Origin of the sequence: Mycobacterium sp. RTGN5 (assembly GCF_033804465.1) — a bacterium.
GTDB lineage: Bacteria > Actinomycetota > Actinomycetes > Mycobacteriales > Mycobacteriaceae > Mycobacterium.
Genome location: NZ_JAPZLA010000005.1, coordinates 279,672 through 298,815, shown reverse-complemented (window position 1 = coordinate 298,815; position 19,144 = coordinate 279,672). Strand labels below are relative to the sequence as shown.

At 70.2% G+C, this 19,144-nt stretch carries 12 protein-coding genes; 2 read left to right on the top strand and 10 right to left on the bottom strand.

Annotated elements, in window-relative coordinates; all coding sequences use genetic code 11:
- Position 1: 1 nt before the first annotated feature.
- The 10 genes from pyk to SLQ31_RS23480 form a co-directional block, all read right to left on the bottom strand.
- The gene (gene pyk, locus SLQ31_RS23525) at positions 2–1,420 is read right to left on the bottom strand and encodes a pyruvate kinase (protein ID WP_319436525.1); all 1,419 of its coding nucleotides are present in this window, start codon (positions 1,418–1,420) and stop codon (positions 2–4) included.
- Positions 1,421–1,488: 68 nt separating this feature from the next.
- The gene (locus SLQ31_RS23520; protein ID WP_319436524.1) at positions 1,489–2,988 is read right to left on the bottom strand and encodes a glutamate synthase subunit beta; all 1,500 of its coding nucleotides are present in this window, start codon (positions 2,986–2,988) and stop codon (positions 1,489–1,491) included.
- Positions 2,981–7,543 carry a glutamate synthase large subunit gene (gene gltB, locus SLQ31_RS23515; RefSeq protein ID WP_319436523.1) on the bottom strand — a complete coding sequence of 1,521 codons (4,563 nt, stop codon included), beginning with the start codon at positions 7,541–7,543 and terminating at the stop codon, positions 2,981–2,983. Before gltB ends, SLQ31_RS23520 begins: the two co-directional genes overlap by 8 nt.
- Positions 7,544–7,716: 173 nt before the next feature.
- Positions 7,717–8,124, bottom strand: a complete 408-nt coding sequence (locus SLQ31_RS23510; protein ID WP_319436522.1) for a DUF2752 domain-containing protein — start codon at positions 8,122–8,124, stop codon at positions 7,717–7,719.
- Positions 8,114–8,500, bottom strand: coding sequence for an NINE protein (locus SLQ31_RS23505; RefSeq protein WP_319436521.1), 387 nt, complete (start codon positions 8,498–8,500; stop codon positions 8,114–8,116). The genes SLQ31_RS23510 and SLQ31_RS23505 overlap by 11 nt, the downstream gene beginning before the upstream one ends.
- A gap of 762 nt (positions 8,501–9,262) precedes the next feature.
- Positions 9,263–9,778: a hypothetical protein gene (locus SLQ31_RS23500; RefSeq protein ID WP_319436520.1), complete on the bottom strand. Its 516-nt coding sequence runs from the start codon at positions 9,776–9,778 to the stop codon at positions 9,263–9,265.
- Complete coding sequence (locus SLQ31_RS23495; RefSeq protein ID WP_319436519.1) at positions 9,775–11,268, bottom strand: PGRS repeat-containing protein; 1,494 nt, start codon at positions 11,266–11,268, stop codon at positions 9,775–9,777. Before SLQ31_RS23495 ends, SLQ31_RS23500 begins: the two co-directional genes overlap by 4 nt.
- Before the next feature lie 143 nt (positions 11,269–11,411).
- Positions 11,412–11,762, bottom strand: a complete 351-nt coding sequence (locus tag SLQ31_RS23490; RefSeq protein WP_319436518.1) for an aminopeptidase — start codon at positions 11,760–11,762, stop codon at positions 11,412–11,414.
- Between the two features lie 93 nt (positions 11,763–11,855).
- Entirely contained in the window at positions 11,856–13,397 is a 1,542-nt protein-coding gene (locus SLQ31_RS23485; protein WP_319436517.1) for a PGRS repeat-containing protein, read from the bottom strand.
- A gap of 425 nt (positions 13,398–13,822) precedes the next feature.
- Positions 13,823–15,361 (bottom strand): PGRS repeat-containing protein, encoded by a 1,539-nt coding sequence (locus SLQ31_RS23480; RefSeq protein WP_319436516.1) that lies wholly within the window; start codon positions 15,359–15,361, stop codon positions 13,823–13,825.
- A gap of 261 nt (positions 15,362–15,622) precedes the next feature.
- On the opposite strand from SLQ31_RS23480, the gene SLQ31_RS23475 reads away from it, so the two are divergent.
- On the top strand, positions 15,623–17,569 hold the full coding sequence (locus SLQ31_RS23475; protein WP_319436515.1) for a PGRS repeat-containing protein: 1,947 nt from the start codon (positions 15,623–15,625) through the stop codon (positions 17,567–17,569).
- 71 nt (positions 17,570–17,640) lie between these two features.
- Entirely contained in the window at positions 17,641–19,113 is a 1,473-nt protein-coding gene (locus SLQ31_RS23470) for a PGRS repeat-containing protein (protein WP_319436514.1), read from the top strand.
- Positions 19,114–19,144: the final 31 nt, after the last annotated feature.

Genomic DNA, 19,144 nt, shown 5'->3' with positions numbered 1-19,144 from the left:
CCTAGTGGTCGTCCTCACCGATCCGGTGCACGTGGATCAGGTTGGTCGAGCCTACTGTGCCCGGCGGAGCGCCCGCGACGATGATGACCAGGTCGCCGCGCTTGTAGCGGCCAAGATCCAGCAGCGACTTGTCGACCTGGCGAATCATGTCATCGGTGGTCTTCATGTGATCGACGATGAAGGTCTCGGTGCCCCAGGTCAGCGCCAGCTGGCTGCGCACCTCGGGCAGTGCGGTGAACGCCAGCAACGGCAGGTGCGTGTGGAGCCTGGCCAGCCGTTTGACCGTATCCCCGGACTGGGTGAACGCAACCAGCGCCTTGGCGTCGAGCCGCTCGCCGATATCGCGGGCGGCGTAGGAAATGACGCCACGCTTGGTGCGGGGCGTGTGGGTCAGCGGCGGCGCCGCGATCGAGTTGTCCTCGACGGCCTGGATGATGCGGGCCATCGTGCGCACGGCCTCCATCGGGTATTTGCCGACCGATGTCTCGCCGGACAGCATCACCGCATCGGCACCGTCGAGCACGGCGTTGGCGACATCGGAGGCCTCGGCCCGGGTGGGCCGGGAGTTCTCGATCATCGACTCGAGCATCTGGGTGGCCACGATCACCGGTTTGGCGTTCTCCCTGGCCATCTGGATGGCCCGCTTCTGCACCAGCGGGACCTCTTCGAGCGGCAGCTCGACGCCGAGGTCGCCGCGGGCGACCATGACCGCGTCGAAGGCCAGCACGATGGCCTCGAGATTATCGATCGCTTCGGGTTTCTCCAGCTTCGCAATGACGGGGACGCGCCGGCCGACCCGGTCCATCACCTCGTGCACCAATTCGACATCGGTTGGTGAGCGCACGAACGACAGCGCCACCAGGTCGACACCGAGGCGCAGCGCGAACTCCAGGTCGTCGATGTCTTTCTCGGACAGTGCGGGCGCCGAGACGTTCATACCGGGCAGCGACATGCCCTTGTTGTTGCTGACTTTGCCGCCTTCGGTGACGGTGCAGACCACGTCGTCGCCGTCGATGTGCTCGACGACGAGCCCGACGTTGCCGTCATCGACCAGCACCCGGTCGCCGGGGCTGGCGTCCTGGGCAAGCCGCTTGTAGGTGGTCGACACCCGGTCGTGGTTGCCTTCGAAGTCCTCGACCGTGATGCGCACGGTCTCGCCACTGGCCCAGTAGGTCGGGCCATCCGCGAACCGTCCGAGCCGGATCTTGGGTCCCTGCAGGTCCGCGAGGATGCCGACGGCATGGCCGGTCACGTCGGAGGCCGCGCGCACACGTTTGTAGGCGGCCTCGTGGTCGGCGTAGTCACCATGGCTGAAGTTGAGGCGGGCGACGTCCATGCCGGCCTCGACCAGAGCCCTGACCGACTCATCGGTGCCGGTGGCGGGGCCGAGAGTACAGACGATTTTGCCGCGTCTAGTCACAACGCCTCAGCATAGTCGCGGTTCACGGGCATCTCGACCGATACAGATCGCGGTGACGGGCTATTCACTCAGCCGACAGCCAACGGCAATTGGTGCGGCCGCACCGGCTCGGGGAGATCGGACTCCCCCATCAGAAAGGCGTCCACCGCGTGTGCGGCGGCCCGGCCTTCGGCGATCGCCCATACCACCAGCGACGCGCCACGATGGGCGTCACCGCAGACGAACACACCCGGTGCATCGGTCTGCCAATCCGAGCCACAGCTGATCGCCCCGCGCGGGCTCAGCGCGATATCGAGATCGTCGAGCAGCGTCATGTGCTCCACACCTTCGAACCCGATGGCCAGCAACGCCAGATCGCAAGGGATTTCCAGTGATTCACCGACCGGCGTGATGACCCGGCGCCCGTCGACGCGTTCGACCTTCACCTCGGCGATCTGCATGCCGCGCAGATTCCCCTTGTCGTCACCGACGAAGCGCTGCACGGCGACCTGGTAGTGAACGGTGCCGCCCTCGGCGTGCGCGGGCGAGCTTCGCAGCACCAAAGGCCAAGTGGGCCACGGGGACAGCTCGTCATCGCGGGCATCCGGTGGTTGCGGGTTGTAGTCCAGCTGCGTCACCGAAGCCGCACCCTGGCGGTGCGCGGTGCCGAGGCAGTCGGCGCCGGTGTCGCCGCCGCCGATGATCACCACATGCTTGCCCTTGGCGGAGATCTCCGACGGTCCGTCACCCTCGCACTCCCGGTTGGCCGGGACCAGGTGTTCCATCGCGAGGTGGACCCCGTTGAGGTGACGCCCCTCGACCTCGCTGTCGCGCCCGCGCAGCGCACCGACCGCCAGCACGACGGCGTCGAACCGGTTACGCAACTCCTCGACCGACAGATCGACACCGACCTCGCACTCGGTGACGAAACGTGTTCCCTCGGCCCGCATCTGCGACAGCCGCTGGTTCAGGGTGGCCTTCTCCAGCTTGTACTCGGGGATCCCATAGCGCAGCAGGCCGCCGAGTCGGTCGTCGCGTTCGTAGACGGTGACGTGATGCCCGGCACGGGTCAGCTGTTGGGCCGCAGCCAATCCCGCAGGCCCCGAGCCGACCACGGCGACGTTCTTACCGGTGCCGATAGCGGCGGGCTGCGCCTCGATGATGCCCAGGCGCCACGCCTGGTCGACGATGGTGTTCTCGATGCGCTTGATCGTCACGCTGCCACCGGTCTGTTCCTCCCCGATGGACAGCACACACGCCGACTCGCATGGCGCAGGACAGAGCCGGCCGGTGAATTCGGGGAAGTTATTGGTGGCGTGCAGGCGTTCACTGGCGGCATCCCAGCGGCCGCGGCGGACCAGGTCGTTCCATTCCGGGATCAGGTTGCCCAGCGGGCAGCCGGCAGTTCCGGAGTGGCAGAACGGGATTCCGCAGTCCATGCAGCGACGGGCCTGTTGCGACACCTCGCCTGCGCGGTCCTTGGGGTCTTGACGCTCATAGACCTCACGCCAGTCGCCCACCCGCTCGTCGACGGTCCGCTTGGCGGCTTCGATCTTGGGAACCTTCAGAAATCCGCTGGGATCAGCCACGTGTCGCCTCCATGATCGCGGTGTCCACGTCACGCCCCTCGGCCTTCGCCATCCGGGTGGCTTCGAGCACCTTCTGGTAGTCGGTGGGCATGATCTTGGTGAATTGGGCGCTGCGCCTTGGCCAGTCCGAGAGCACCGATTTGGCCAGTGTGCTGCCGGTGTGGTGGACGTGTCGGGCCACCACCTCGTGCAGCCATTCCAGGTCGTCGGGGTCCAGGCTCTGCAGTTCGACCATCGCGGTGTTGACCTTCGCCGGATTCAGGCCCAGCACATAGGCGATACCACCGGACATCCCGGCCGCCATGTTGCGCCCGGTGCGGCCCAGTATGACGACGCGACCGCCGGTCATGTACTCGCAGGCGTGGTCGCCGACCCCTTCGGTCACCGCCAGCGCACCGGAGTTGCGGGCGGCGAACCGCTCCCCGACGCGGCCGCGCAGGAAAACCTCGCCCGATGTGGCCCCGTACAGCAGGGTGTTGCCGGCGATCACGTTGTCCTCGGCCAGGAACAGCACGTCGTCGGGTGGCCGGACGATCACCCGGCCACCGGAAAGACCCTTGCCCACATAGTCGTTGGCGTCACCGATGAGGTCCAGGGTGATACCCGGCGGCAGGAACGCACCGATGGACTGACCGGCCGACCCGGTCAGCGTGATGTGGATGGTGTCGTCGGGCAGGCCCGCAGCTCCGTAGCGGCGGGTGACCTCCGAGCCCAGTAGCGTGCCGACGGTGCGGTTCACGTTGCGGACCGGCAATTCCAGGCGCACCGCGTGGGCATCCTCGAGAGCACCCTCGGCCAGCGCGATCAGAGTCTGGTCGAGTGCGTGTTCGAGACCGTGCTCCTGATCGCGCAGGCGGCGGCGCTGGGTCAGCCGGTCGCCGTTGGCGTCGGTGGGGACGGCGAAGATCGGGCTGAGGTCCAGGCCCTTGGTCTTCCAGTGCGCCACACCATCATCGGTGTCCAGCATCTCAGCGTGCCCGACGGCCTCGTCGATGCTGCGGAAGCCCAGCTCGGCCAGCATCGTGCGGACGTCCTCGGCGATGAACCGGAAGAAGTTCTCGACGAACTCCGGCTTGCCGTTGAAACGTGCTCGCAGTTCCGGGTTTTGGGTGGCCACGCCCACCGGGCAGGTGTCGAGGTGGCAGACCCGCATCATGATGCAGCCCGCCACGATCAGCGGAGCGGTGGAGAAGCCGAACTCCTCGGCACCGAGCAGAGCGGCGACCATGACATCGCGCGCAGTCCGCAACCCGCCGTCGCACTGCACGGTGATGCGGTCGCGAAGGCCGTTGAGCACCAACGTCTGCTGGGTGTCGGCCAGGCCGATCTCCCACGGCGCACCGGCGTGCTTGAGGCTCGTCAGCGGGGCCGCGCCGGTGCCCCCGTCGTAGCCCGAGATCAGCACGACGTCGGCGTGCGCCTTGGACACCCCTGCCGCCACGGTGCCGACCCCCACCGAGCTGACCAGCTTGACGTGAATCCTGGCCTCGGAGTTGGCGTTCTTCAGGTCGTGGATCAGCTGGGCCAGATCCTCGATGGAGTAGATGTCATGGTGCGGTGGCGGTGAGATCAGCCCGACGCCGGGTGTGGAGTGCCGGGTCTTGGCGATGTTGGGATACACCTTGAAACCGGGCAGCTGCCCACCCTCGCCCGGTTTGGCCCCCTGAGCCATCTTGATCTGGATGTCGGTCGCGTTGACCAGGTAGTCGCTGGTGACGCCGAACCGGCCGGACGCCACCTGCTTGACGGCGCTGCGCCGGCGCGGGTCGTAGAGCCGGTCTTCGTCTTCGCCGCCCTCCCCGCTGTTGGAGCGCCCGCCGATGTTGTTCATGGCGATCGCCATGGTCTCGTGGGCCTCTTGCGAGATCGAGCCGTAGCTCATGGCGCCGGTGTTGAACCGGGCACAGATGTCCTCGACGGACTCCACCTCGTGCAGTGGGATCGGCGGGCGAACACCCTTTTTGAAGCCGAACAGCCCACGTAGCGTCCCGCCCTCGCGGGACAGGCGATTGACCTCGTCGGAGTACTTGGCGAACACCTCGTTGCGGCCGGTGCGGGTCGAATGCTGGAGCAGGAAAACGGTTTCCGGGGTGAACAGGTGCAGCTCGCCCTCACGCCGGAACTGATATTCACCACCCACCTCAAGCCTGCGGTGCACCCGCTCGGTGGGGTTCTCCGGGTAGGCGCGGCGGTGCCGCTGCTTGACTTCCTCGGCCAGCACGTCGAGCCCGACGCCACCGAGCTGGCTGACGGTTCCGGTCAAGTATTCGTCGACCACATCCTTGCTCAGCCCGATGGCTTCGAAAGCCTGTGCGGCCGTGTAGGACCCGACGGTGGAGATGCCCATCTTGCTCATCACCTTCATGACGCCCTTGCCGAGCGCCTTGAGGTAGTTGCGTACCGCCGTGCCCGCGTCGATGCCGGTGAGCTCACCTTCGCGGATGAGGTCCTCGATCGATTCGAACGCCAGATAGGGGTTGACCGCGGCCGCGCCGTAGCCGATCAGCAGGGCGATGTGGTGGACCTCGCGGGCGTCACCGCTTTCCACGACGAGCGCCACCATGGTGCGCTGTTTGGTGCGCACCAGATGGTGGTGCACGGCCGCGACGGCCAGCAGCGACGGGATCGGCGCCCTGGTGTGGTCGGAGTCGCGATCGGAGATCACCAGTGTGCGTGCGCCTTTGGCGATCGCTTCAGTTGCCCGGTGGCGCAGCTCCTCGACGGCGTCGGCGAGTCCTTCTCCACCGCGTTCGACGTCGTAGAGCGAGCGCAGCACGGCGGTCTTCAGGCCCGGCTGTTCACCGTCATCGTTGATGTGGACGATGCGGTTCAGCTCGTCGTTGTCCAGAACCGGCCAGTGCAACAGGATCTGGCGGCAGGAGGCCGCGGTGGGTTCCAGCAGGTTGTGCTCGGGGCCCATGACGCGGGCCATCGAGGTGACGATCTCCTCGCGGATGGCGTCCAGCGGTGGGTTCGTCACCTGGGCGAACAGCTCCACGAAATAGTCGTAGATCAGCTTGGGGCGCTGGGACAGCACGGCCACCGGGGTGTCGGTGCCCATCGACCCGAGCGGCTCCTGGCCGGACGCCGCCATCGGCGTGAGCATGATCCGCAGGTCTTCTTCGGTGTAGCCGAACGCGATCTGACGGCGGACCACCGATTCGTGGTTGGGCGAGATGCGGGTGCGGGCCGGCAGGGTCGTGATGTCGAGCAGACCGGCGTGCAGCCATTCCCCATACGGGTGCTCGGCGGCCAGCTGACCCTTGATCTCGTCGTCGGACACGATGCGCCCGGCGGCGGTATCGATCAGGAACATCTTGCCCGGCTCCAGCCGGCCCTTGGCGACGACTTCGCCCGGCGGGATGTCCAGGACCCCGCTCTCACTGGCCAGGATCACCCGATCGTCGATGGTGCGCCACCACCGACCGGGCCGTAATCCGTTGCGGTCCAATACCGCTCCGACGACGGTGCCGTCGGTGAACGTCACGCAGGCCGGGCCGTCCCACGGCTCCATGAGTGACGCGTGGAACTGGCAGAACGCCCGCCGCGCCGGGGCAAGAGTGGTGTTGTTCTCCCAGGCCTCCGGGATCATCATCATCACCGCGTGCGGCAGGCTGCGACCGCCGAGATGCAGCAGCTCGAGCACCTGGTCGAAGGATGCCGAGTCGGAGGCGTCGGGGGTACAGATCGGCGACAGCCGGCTCAGGTCGCCGGGGATCTTCGCGCTGGCCAGCATGGCTTCCCTGGCATGCATGCGGTTGCGGTTGCCGCGCACGGTGTTGATCTCGCCGTTGTGCGCCACGAAACGGAACGGGTGCGCCAGCGGCCACGACGGAAAGGTGTTGGTGGAGAAGCGGCTATGCACGATCGCGATCGCACTCAGGCAGCGCTCGTCGCGCAGGTCGGCAAAGTACTTGGGCAGCTGCATCGTGGTGAGCATGCCTTTGTAGGCGAGCGTGCGGCTGGACAGCGATGGGAAGTAGACGGCGTCGGGACCCTGCTCGGCGCGCTTGCGTACCGGGTAGACCAGGCGGTCGAGGTCGATCCCGCCGGGGCGATTGCCGTTTCGCTCCGGAGCGGCGATGAACAGCATCGACATGTGCGGCATACACCCCAGTGCCGTCGCACCGACTTCGGCGCCGATCGGGTCGACCGGGACCGTGCGCCATCCGAGAACCTGAAGGCCCTCCTCGTCGGCGATGTCGTGCAGCCGGTCCACGGCGGCCTGTCGCGTGACGGGGTCCTGCGGCAGGAAGCAGATACCGGCGGCAAAGGTGTTGCAGCCGTTGCCCGTCGGTGCGGGCAGATCGAATTCGACGACGTCCCGGAGCAATTCGACAGGCAGCTGCAGCAGGATCCCCGCGCCGTCACCGCTGTTCGGCTCGGCGCCGGCAGCACCGCGGTGCTCGAGGTGTTCCAGCGCGGTCAGGCCGTCAGCGACGATCTGGTGCGACCGGCGGCCCTTGATATCGGCCACCATCGCGACGCCGCACGAGTCGGACTCGTGCTGCGGGTCGTAGAGACCCTGCGCTTTGGGAAGTGCTGAGAACAGCATTCCAGGCTCCTCCGCGGTCGGTCATGCGGCGGGAAAGCTGGTGTGCGCGCGACGCGCTGGCTTTGTGGCCTTGCCGCAATCTGACGTGTGATGTCTGGGACTGCGTCGGCCCGATGATTCGGCGCGAAGTTTGCGTCGCACCGATTGCCGAGTGTATCAGCGCAGGCGGATCACTACTGAGTGATTAATGTCGGCACCAGCGGGAAGCCGGGCAGGTTGCGGACCACCGTCCAGATGACCGCGGTGACCGTGATCACGGCGACCGCGGGCAACGGAAAGGCTCGCTCCCCTCGCCTGATCCGCCACAGCACCCAGATGGCCAACAGCGGCAGACCGACCAGCGCGAAGACGTTGTCGACGACGGCGGCGCCCACGTCGCCGTGAAGCAGGTCGTGGGTCATGCGCAGACCACCGCAGAACGGGCAGTTCCAGCCGGTGAGGAGATGGAACGGGCAGGGCGGGAACAGCGTGCCGGGCAGGTGTGGGTCGACCATGCCGACGTAGGCCAGGGCGCCGACCGCGAGGGCACCCGTTCCGATCGAAAGGGCACCCGTCCTAATCGAAAGAGCGCTACGTGCCATCGCGCAGGGGCCGCCCCTGCGGGTCGCGCACCTTGTCGGTGAGGATCATGATGGCGTCGATGATGCCCCAGACGATAGCGCCGATCGTGCAGGTGAGTAGTCCGACGACCAGCTGGATGATGCCCAGTTTGGTATCGCCGAGGTAGATGCGGCCGATGCCGACGAGGCCGAACAACCCGAGCAGCTGCAGCAGCCCAGCCACGACCTTGGACTTGTCCGACAGCGGCTCACCCGTGACGGGATGGCGTCCGAAAGGCGCGGCAGGGTCTACGTAGCCGCCCGGGGCCGGATACTGCGGTGGCATCGGGTAATTCGACGGGGGCAGGTTGTTGGAGGGCGGTACGCCCTCGGTGCCTCCGAACTGCGGCTCAGTCATGCCACACAGCATGCCAGAGCGGCGACCAACCTAGAAGGGTGGCGCGTCGTCGCTTGAACCGGATGGCGCCGGCCGACGCCCAGCGGCAGGTGTGCGATCTCTCCGGTTGAGGGCGCGTTCGTTGGCGATGTGGTGGGCGCGGTTTTGTCTTCGGGTCGTTGACCGCCTGGGCATCATCACCGACCGGTCGCTGCAGCGGTGGACTGCTGGAGGCGGGGTCGCCGGTGGGCCGGTCGGCGTCATGAGTGCGGGAAACAGCAGGACACTCCCCGGAGTCGTCACGTAGGTCTCGCCGTCCGGGAGTTTCCAGATCACCGTGCCGTCCGACCCTGGCGCTTGCTGTCAGCACTCGAATGGCACCTCGCTGGAGGGGACACCGTCGCGCAGGCCAAGTCGGTCACGGCGGCCGCCGCCGCCGCCCAGTTGATGACACGAAATCCGACTGGTGTCCCGAGCTTTTCCAGGCTACTGCTGGGGCCGACGGGCTCCCACTTCGCCGCACCGCCGCACCGGCGCACCGATTCAGCTCGGAGCAGCGGGACGCCATCATGCTGCGCGAGGGCTGGCGACTGCAGCCACGTCGACGTACAACTGACGAGGACCACCGACTACTGACTGGTCGTCTTCGCCGGATCGCCCTGGGAGGCGCAACTGGCGGGTGGACCAGGTGGCGGCACCGTCGTCGGCGTCGGCGTTCGGTTGCTCACCGAAGTGCTAGTGCCCGAACTCATTTCGGCCCGGGCGTGGCAGGCAGCCCCTCGTTCACGTACACAGGTCGATGATCTGCTTCCTGGTTGAATCAGCGTGCGCCATCCTGGCGGACTGATCAGGATCGGTGTTCGCCCTCCCGGCCAGCGCGTTCAGTCCGACGTCCTGCAGATCGTCGGCGAATGAGCGGATGGCATCGGCCAGCTCCTGCGGAGTGAGCGGGTCGAGACGGCTCAGCAGGTATTGACCGCCGCCGACGAGTGAAAGGCGAGCGTTACCGGCTACCGCCTCCTGCGCGACCGGATCGGGGCCCAGGTCGGCGTGGGTTTGACCCGACACCGCTTTGCTGACCGTGTCGAAGGCGTTGCATACGCGGACCTTTGGATCCCCCGCCAAGATGGCAGCCGTCGGTGCCCTCGTCAACGACCAGGTGGCGAGACCAACGGCGACCACTGCAAGCAGCAGGGCGGCCGGGGCAAGCCACCGCCACAGGGCGCGTACCGGCGCTGGCACCTGCCGTGCCCTGCGATGCGCCCGCGTCACGGCCGCGTCATCCGATGTGACAGTCACGGGGTGCCGCCGCTGCCGCCGCTGCCCCCGGACCCGCCACTGGTACCGGTGCCGCTCGAGCCGGTGCCGCCGGTGGTGCCGGGTGTCCCGCTGCCACTTGCGCCGCCAGCGCCGCCGCCGCCGCTTGCGCCGCCCTTGCCGCCGGTCCCCGCAGTGCCGTTTGCGCCGGATTGGATGCCGCCGGCGCTGCCGGCACCGCCAGAGCCGCCGCTGCCGCCAGAGCCGCCGCGGCCGCCGGTCCCGCCAGTGCCACCGGCACCTGCCGTCCCGCTGCTGGTGAGGAGTGGCAGCAGACCGCCGGATCCGGCTTTGCCACCGTTGCCACCTGTCCCGCCGGTGCCGCCCACGGAGCCAGCGGAGCCTTTGCCGCCCTTGCCTCCGTCTGCGCCGAATAGTATGCCGGCGCCGGCCGGGCCCCCGGCGCCGCCACTGCCGCCGGGGGCACCGGAGCCGCCCTGGCCGCCCACGCCGCCCACGCCGCCGCGGCCGCCGCTGCCGACGAGAGCACCGCCGGCGCCGCCGGCACCGCCGTTGCCGCCCGCGGTGCCGTTGCCAGCGGTCGCAGTCGAGGCCGCGCCGTTGCCGCCGTCGCCGCCATTGTTGCCGCCGCGGTCAGCCCCGCCGGCACCGCCGTTGCCGCCGTTGCCGCCGCTGGCCAGGGCGTTGCCGCCGTTGCCGCCGGTGCTGCTGATGACGGTCGTCGACCCGTCGGCGCCGCTGCCGCCATTGCCGCCGTTACCACCGAGGAGTCCGCCGTTGCCGCCGTTGCCGCCTGGGATTGCGGGGAAGTCATGTGATCCTTGGGAGGCGACGCCGTTGCCGCCGTTCTGGACGCTGACGCCGTTGGCCCCGTTGCCCCCGTTCCCGGTTCCCGCCGCGGCCGTGTTCGTGGTAGCGGGGTTCAGCCCTGAGAGACCGGTACCCCCTACACCACCGTTACCGCCGGCGCCGCCGTTGCCGATGAACATCGACGCAGCGCCACCGTTACCGCCGTTGCCGCCCGGGAGGACGTCACTGCCGGGGGCGCCGTTGCCGCCGTTGCCGCCGCTGCCGAAGAACAGCCCCGCCGCCCCGCCGTTACCCCCGTCCAACTGCGCAATGGTCTGGCTGTAGCCCTTACCGCCGTTACCGGCCAAGATCCCGCCGTTGAAGCCGTCGGGATGCAGTGCGGTGCCGTCAGCGCCGTTGCCGATGAAGATGTTCAGGCCCGGGACCAAACCGGCCAAACCCAGGAAATCCGTGGGCAACCCCAACGGATCAGCCAGGCTGCTCGCCACGCTCGACCCCAGACTGCCTGGCACGCACGACCCGAACAGCGGACACAACTGATCACTCACCGGGGGCGGCGCAGCCTGGGCCACCGGAGCAGCCAACAACGCCGCCACTGGAGCCCCCAACACCATCCCCGCCCCGCCAATCGCGACCGCGGTGGCCAACAGTGGCCGCGCGGGCTTCCTAGCGCCGCTGCCGCGCCGACGATGCTTCGCCATGTCAAGTCTCCTCGAATCGTGTCCGGACCAGCGCTCGGTCTGGTCATCGCGCGTCGACGCTATGCGGTAAGAGACCCCGCAGAATCAGGTGTTTCCCTACGGCTGACGCGCGACACTGCCGTCCAGCGCTGAACCGCTCGGCGTCAGGGACCACCAGGCCGTCCAGCACTACGGCGACCGCGAGCCACGAGTCCGACCAAAATGCCTGCCGCCCCGACGATCACCAACGGGACGGCCCAGTGACGCCGCCCGGATATCGCGGATTCGCATTCGGCGACGTAGTCAAGATGGAGGACGACCTGATTGGCGACCGGAACACCTGCCGCCGTCGCGTCGTTCGCCGCCCGCGGCACGGTTTGGTCGGCGACCACCGCGTTGCCGCATCCGATGGTCGAACTGTTGCCGTCGAATACCGACACCGGCAAAAAGAGTCCGATTGCACCGGCGATCAACACCGCCGCACCTACCACCACATTCCGCAGCCGATTTGCCATGCTCTACTCCTTTGGGTCGTTGATGGGTAGGCGGTAGTTCGGGCAGCGGATCTATCGTCGAGGAAATGGTGTTGTCCGCTGGGTGAGCGGGGTCTACGAGGCCGCCCCCGCCGCGGGTACCTTGGACAACCGCCCGCCGCCGGCGCCGCCCGTGCCGCCGGCGGCGCCTGCGCCCGGTGAGCCGTCGGGTGAACCGGGGCTGCCCTGGGTGCCATTGGTGCCCGTTTGGCCAGGGTTGCCGTTGCCGCTGGCGCCGCCGGTGCCGCCAGGCCCACTGTTGCCGCTGCTGCCGCCGTAGCCGCTGTGGCCGAGGTGTCCGAACAACCCGGCGGTGCCCGTCGTGCCGCCGGTGCCGCCGGTGCCCGCGGTGCCGCCCGATCCGCCGGAGCCGCCGTTGCCTGCGGTTCCAGTACCGGATGCGCCGGACCCAGGTGCACCGCCGGAGCCACCGGAGCCACCGGAGCCGCCGTAGCCGCCTGGGCCGCCTGGGCCACCGGAGCCACCGGAGCCACCGGAGCCATCGGGAACGGCGTTGCCACCGTTGCCGCCGCTGCCGCCGGTACTGCCGGTCCCGCCGGTCCCGCCAACGCCGCCGACACCGCCGTTGCCGCCAACGCCGGAGACCGAGCCGCCACGGCCCCCGGTACCGCCCTGGCCGCCTGCGGTGCCGGTCTTACCGTTGACACCGTCGGCACCGGCGCCGCCGTTACCGCCGTCGCCGTCGCCGGCGGGGCCCGCGCCGCCCTTGCCGCCGTCGCCGCCGTTGCCGCCACCGGATATCGCGTTGCCGCCCGCGCCGCCGTTGCCGGCACGAACACGTTCAGTGCCTGGGCTGCCGTTAGCGCCATCACCGCCGTTGCCACCGAGGTTGCCGGCGTCGCCGCCATCGCCGCCTGGGAACGTACCTCTGCCGCCGTTTTGCAGGCCGACACCGTTGGCCCCGCGCACCGGGTTGGGGGCCCCCGTCGGGTTGACGCCGTTGGCGCCTGGACCACCGTTGCCGCCGTCGCCGCCGTTGCCGCCGTTGCCGAACAAACCGGCGCTGCCGCCGTTGCCGCCATTGCCGCCGGGCGATTGCAGAACCACGCCGAAGGGGGTGTTGTAAGCGCCGCCGGGGGCACCGTTGCCGCCGCTGCCGCCGTTGCCTCCGAAGAGCCCGGCACTGCCGCCGTTGCCGCCGTTGGTGAATCCAGGAACTGTGGTGGTGGGGCTGTAGCCGCTACCACCGTTGCCGAAGAGCAGCCCGGCGTTGCCGCCGTCGGGGTGTGCTGCGGTGCCATCAGTCCCGTTGTGAACGAAGATATTGAAGATCGGGATCTGACCGGCCAGGCTCATGAAGGCGGACAACGGCGCATTCGCGCCGGCGGCCAGCGCGTTCGGCGTCGGCGCCGCCAGGCCCGCAAGGGCACCGATTCCCGAACCCGGGCCCACGAGCGCGCAGCCGCCGAACGGCGGACACACGGGGTTCGCCGCGGCCGGGGCAGCCTGGGCCACCGCAGGAGCGGCCAACAGCGCTGCGCCCGGCGCGGCCAGCACGATCCCGGCCCCGCCGATCGCCGCTGCCGTAGCCGCCCAGGCACGGCCCGGCCGGTGCGACGGCTCAAAACCCTTACCCCGCTGACGATGATTGGCCATCTCGAATCCCCCTTGGACGTCTCAGTACTGGAGCGGTGTACCAACTCCAGGCGCCGACGCTATTGGCTCCTCGCATCCGCAGAATCAGGTGTTTCCCTATGGCTGACGCGCGGTTCGGCAGGAAGAGACCAGGCCGAGCCGATCACCAAGGTCAGGCACGCTCGATCTCCCGACGGCGTGCCTCGGTCAGCTCGGGCCGACACCGCTCGATATCGACGAGATCACGTTTTCCCCTACAGATCTGTTCGGCCCACGTGACGGCCGGGCTCGGCGCGCGAGCGGATGCCGAACTTGCGGTAGACACGGGAGAGGTTGACCTCCAACGTCTTTAGGCTGATGAGCAGCGCTTCGGCGGCGTCCTTGGGCCGTTGACGACACTGAATGTCGCCAAGCAGCAGCTTGGTGCGAGCGCGTTCTAAGCGCGGTTACGCGCTGCCGCCGGTGCCGCCCGCGCCGCCGGTACCGCCGGTGCGGCCGGTCCCCGCGGTGCCGTTGCCGCCCTGTTGGCCGGTCGTGCCGTTGCCACTCGCGCCGCCGGTACCGCCGTTGCCACCCGTGCCGCCGACGCCGTTGGTGCCCGCGGTGCCGGCGGTGTCGCCCTTGCCGCCCTTACCGCCTTTGCCGCCGTCGCCGGCGTCGCCGCCGAGGCCACCGTCGCCCCCGGGGCCAGCCGTCCCGGGACCTGACGCACCGGACCCGGGTGCGCCGCCGTTACCGCCGGTGGCGCCGTCGCCGCCGTTGCCGCCTTTACCGCCGTTGCCGCCGTTGCCGTCAACGCTCACGTCGCCGGTTCCGCCGGTTCCGCCCTTGCCGCCCTTGCCGCCGTCGCCACCGTCGTTGGAGGTGCCCAGGTTGTTGCCGGAACCGCCGCCGCCGGTTCCGCCGGCGCCGCCGTTGCCGCCGAAGCCGGAGACAGAGCCGCCGTGGCCTCCGGCACCGCCGTTGCCGCCAGCGGTGCCATGGCCAGGTTCGGCGCCGTTGCCGCCGTTGCCGCCTTTGCCGCCGTCGCCGCCGTTGCCGCCGATCTCGTTGTTGCCGCCGTTGCCGCCGTCGCCGCCGTTGCCGCCCCCGCCGCCGTTGCCGCCCCTCCCGCCGTCTCCGGCCGCGACGTTGCCAGTTCCCAGCGCGCCGTTGGCGCCGTCGCCGCCATTGCCGCCGAGGAATCCACCGGCGCCGCCGTTGCCGCCCGGAGACTGGCCGTCGCCGCCGTTCTGCACGCCGACACCCGTTCCCCCTGGCACGGGGTTGGGGGTGTTGGTCGCCATGTTCGCCTGGAAGATGTCATCGCCGCCGTTGCCGCCCCTGCCGCCGTTGCCGCCGTTACCGAACAACCCGGCGCTGCCACCGTTGCCGCCGTTGCCGCCGGGGCGCGGTTGAGGGTCGTTCTGGCCGATGATGTTGGGGCTGGCGCGGCCGGGGGCTCCGTTGCCGCCGTTGCCGCCGTTGCCGCCGAACAACCCCGCTGTTCCGCCATTGCCGCCGTCACGAGGGGTAGGGCCGTTGCCGGGACCAACTGTGGTGTAGCTGTAACCGTTGCCGCCGCTGCCGATGAACAGCCCGGCGTTGCCGCCGTCGGGATGTGCCGCGGTGCCGTCAGCCCCGTTACCGATGAAGATGTTGACGAACGGGATCTCACCGGCGATACCGATGAGGGCAGACAACGGCCCGTTCACGCCGGCTCCAATTACCCCGGCGGCCAGCGCATTCGGCGTCGGTGCCGCCAGGCCCGCAAGGGCACCGATTCCCGAACCCGGGCCCACGAGCGCGCAGCCACCGAACGGCGGACACACGGGGTTCGCCGCGGCCGGGGCGGCCTGGGCCACCGCAGGAGCGGCCAACAGCGCTGCGCCTGGCGCGGCCAGCACGATCCCGGCCCCGCCGATCGCCGCTGCCGTAGCCAGCCACCGACGACCCGATGAACCCGAACCCCCAGAACCGCTACTCCGCTGGCGATGATTGGCCATCTCGAATCCCCCTTGGACGTCTCAGTACTGGAGCGGTGTACCGACTCCCGCGCGCCGACACTATTGGCTCCTGGCATCCGCAGAATCAGGTGTTTCCCTATGACTGACGCGCGGTGCGGTTGAAACAGACCCGAGCTTGATCGACGCCGCCACGGGTGGTGGCGACGAGCACGACCGCGCTGAACCTTAGGGAAACACCTGATTCTGCGCGCCGCGCCGCTGCCTAGCGTCGAGCCGCATGAGGGTCAGGGAGGTTCGGTCATGACACGGTCACACGGCGCGACGGCAGCCGGCACGGGTCACCACATCGGGGGCAACCGCGGCGCTGGCGGTCGACACCGCGCGACGCCCACGCCGAATCGGTTGCTGCTGGCGACCACCGCGGCGGTGGGCGGGGCTGCGGTGGTAGCGGTCGTCCCGGCCATGGCATTGTTCGCCGCCCCGGCGGCCCAGGCGCAGACGGATGCGACCTGCACCTTCACTTCCCTCGCGTTGTGCGCCACCGCCGCGGCCGGACCGGCCCCCTCGTCGACGACGATGGCGACGCTGTTCGGGCCCGCGGCCAACGTCGACACCCGATCGGCCACGAACGCCATCGGCTCGCCGGACGACCTGCTGGCGGCGCTGCTACGACCCGTCGTCGAGAGCCCGGCGTTCACCATCGTCAGCGCGATCCCGTTGCTCAACATCCTCGTCGGCAACGGCGGCGACGGGACTGCCGCGCACCCCGACGGCGGCAACGGCGGGTTCTTGTTCGGCAACGGCGGCGCCGGGTACAGCCCCACCACCGCAGGCGCCAGCGGAGGCAAGGGTGGCAACGGCGGCGGCCTGTTCGGCAACGGCGGGGCCGGCGGCAGCGGCGCGGCCATGATCGTGAACTCCGGCGATGCGGTCGGCGGCAACGGCGGGGCCGGCGGCCAGGGGGCCGGCAGCGGCAACGGCGGCAGGGGCGGCAGCGGTGGCAACGCGGTGACCGGCAGCGGCAACGCCGCCGGCGGCGCCGGCGGCACCGGCGGGTCGGTCCCCGGCAACGGCGCCCCCGGCAACGGCGGCAGCGGCGGCGACGCCACCGGTTCCGCCCCCAGGCACGTCGTCAGCCTCATCGGTGACGGCTCCACCTACACCACCACCACTTACACCTCGGTCACGGTGACCGGCGGCAAGGGCGGCGACGGCGGCGCCGCCCAAGGGTTGAGCGAGTTGGGGCCCGACATCCCCAAGTTCGGTGGCAATGGCGGCAGCGGCGGCAGTACCAACGCCACCGGCGGCACCAGTATTGGCGGGGCAGGCGGCAACGGGGGCAGCGGCGGCACCATCGGCGTGGGCGGCAACGGCGGCACCGGGGGTGGGGCGTTCGAGGCAAGTGTGCTCAACGAAACCGACAGCACGGTGAACGGCACCGAGAGCGTTTCGGGATCGTTGGTCGGCGGCAACGCGACCGGCGGTAGTGGTGGCACTGGCGGTAGCGGCGTCTCGGGTGTCGGCGGCAACGGTGGGAGGGGCGGCGCGGCCATCGACTACGGCGGCGACGCGACCGCCGGCGACGGGGGAGTCGGCGGCGCAGGGGGCACTGGCTACGTCCCGGCGAACACCACCGGCCACCTCGGGAAGGGCGGCAACGGGGGCAACGCGGTCGCGCTCCCGGAGCCAAGCACCGTCAGCGTCACCGCCGCCGAAGCCACCATCGGACCCCTCGTCGGCGGGAACGCGACCGGCGGAAACGGCGGCACCGGCGGCGTGGGCAACGACAACGCCTTCGCAGGCGGAGACGGCGGCAACGGCGGCTACGCGCATGGCTACAGCTCGGAGACAGTATTGGGCCTACAGAGCACGGTACCGGTGACCACCGACGGCAAGGGCAACGTCACGGTGCGCCCTGGCGTGCTGAGCCCGAAGCCCTGCCTCGGTTCGCCGTGCACGTCCGGGGTCTCGGCGACCGGCGGTAAGGGCGGTGACGGCGGCGGCGCCACTCAGACCGTCGTCAACGACATCGGCTTACAGGACGGCGGCAACGGCGGCAAGGGCGGAGCGGCCGTCGTCGCCGGCGGCTCCTCCCACCCGACCGGACCTGCCAAGGGCGGCGACGGTGGCAACGGCGGCGACGGCGGGAAGCCGCCCAACGCGGGCGGCGCCGGAGGCACCGGCGGGAGCGCGTCTGGAGGATCCACTGCCTCCCCCGGCAGCCACGGCACAGATGGCACCCCGTGACGGCGAACCATGGTGAAAGCGAAAACCACAGGGCCGCAACGCGGATCATCCTCGAGAACGGACTCAAACCCATGCCCGAACACCATCATCGGCAACTCTCCCCGACCGGCGGACGGCACCGGAGCGCCCGCCCGCCCGCGCGCCCGGTGCTGGCCACGGCGGCGGTGATCGGTGTCGCCTTGGCCGCCTCGGGCGCGGCGTTCTGGGCTGCCGCGCCGGTAGCGAATGCCGAGCCGACCGCGCTGTGCTCCGTGCGCCCGCTGGCGTCGTCGTGCGGCGCGTCCACGACCGGGGCCGTCACCCCGGTTGTCCAGAGCGGGCCGACCGACACCGTTGGCGTCGGCAACCCGCTCGGGCTCCTCATCGGGACCGCGCTGAACAGTCCCCTGCTCAACCTGGTCGGTGCCGTCCCGGTCCTGAACGTATTGATCGGCAACGGTGCGAACGGCACCGCAGCGCACCCGAACGGATTCGACGGCGGGCTGTTGTTGGGCAACGGCGGCAACGGGTACAGCCCTGGCCCGGCCGAGAGCGGGGCCCGCGGAGGTAACGGCGGGGCAGCCGGCATGTTGTTCGGAAACGGCGGCAACGGTGGAAACGGCGACTACGGCAACGCCGTGCTCGGCCTGCCTGGCGGCAACGGCGGCAACGGCGGCCGAGCGGGCCTGCTCGTCGGCAACGGCGGCTCTGGCGGCACCGGCGGCAGCGGCGCCCAAGCCGCCAGGAACCCCGGCCAACCCCAGGACGGCGCCGACGGCCAGTTCCCCGGCGGCGACGGCGCCAATGGCGGAACGCCCTACGGTGCTGGCGGTGACGGCGCCAACGGCAGCCCCGGCAATGCCAACGCCCCCAGCGGTGACGGCGGCAATGGTGGCAACGCCTCGGGGCACGTCACCGACCCCGGTGGCGACGGTGGCAACGGCGGCAACGGCCCGGCCGGCGGTGGCGACGGCGGAAACGGCGGAAACGGCAACGACGGCCGGGCGTTCGGCTACACCCCGACCGCGGGAGGCACTGGCGGCGCGGGTGGCAGCGGCGGTGCGGTCGCCGGGTTCGGCGGCAGCGGCGGCGTCGGCGGCGTCGGCGGGTCGGGCATCGGCTCGTTCTCCGGCGGCGGGGGTGGTCGAGGCGGCGACGGTGGCCAGGGCAGTACCCCCCGCGGCGACGGTGCCGCGGGCTCCGGTGGCGACGGCGGCGAGGGTGGCAACGGCCAGGCTGGAGCCGGCGGCGGCAACGGCGGTGCAGCCGGGATCGGTGCGTCCGGCAACGGCAGTCCTGGTTCCGGCGGAGCGGGCGGCGACGGCGGCCGCGGCGGCAACGGTGGCGGCGGCGGTGGCGGTGGCACCAGCCGGGCGGGCACCGACGGCAGCGACGGGGACGGGGGCGACGGCGGCCGGGGCGGCAAGGGTGGAGCTGGCGGTGCCAGCGGCGACGGCACCCCGGGGCAGACCGGACAGCCCGGCCACGCCGGCACCGGCACCGCCGGAAGCAGTGGCGGCGCAGGGGGCGCCGGGGGTGCCGGTGGAAGCGGCGGCACGCCCTAACCTAACGGAAAGTGTTGTTGCCGAATGGGAA

Bases quoted from the DNA above. Each gene is read 5' to 3' on its own strand.
- gltB (WP_319436523.1), bottom strand. From the start codon at position 7,543: ATGCTGTTCTCAGCACTTCCCAAAGCGCAGGGTCTCTACGACCCGCAG.
- SLQ31_RS23510 (WP_319436522.1), bottom strand. From the start codon at position 8,124: ATGGCACGTAGCGCTCTTTCGATTAGGACGGGTGCCCTTTCGATCGGA.
- SLQ31_RS23505 (WP_319436521.1), bottom strand. From the start codon at position 8,500: ATGACTGAGCCGCAGTTCGGAGGCACCGAGGGCGTACCGCCCTCCAAC.
- SLQ31_RS23495 (WP_319436519.1), bottom strand. From the start codon at position 11,268: ATGGCGAAGCATCGTCGGCGCGGCAGCGGCGCTAGGAAGCCCGCGCGG.
- SLQ31_RS23490 (WP_319436518.1), bottom strand. From the start codon at position 11,762: ATGGCAAATCGGCTGCGGAATGTGGTGGTAGGTGCGGCGGTGTTGATC.
- SLQ31_RS23485 (WP_319436517.1), bottom strand. From the start codon at position 13,397: ATGGCCAATCATCGTCAGCGGGGTAAGGGTTTTGAGCCGTCGCACCGG.
- SLQ31_RS23480 (WP_319436516.1), bottom strand. From the start codon at position 15,361: ATGGCCAATCATCGCCAGCGGAGTAGCGGTTCTGGGGGTTCGGGTTCA.
- SLQ31_RS23475 (WP_319436515.1), top strand. From the start codon at position 15,623: ATGACACGGTCACACGGCGCGACGGCAGCCGGCACGGGTCACCACATC.
- SLQ31_RS23470 (WP_319436514.1), top strand. From the start codon at position 17,641: ATGCCCGAACACCATCATCGGCAACTCTCCCCGACCGGCGGACGGCAC.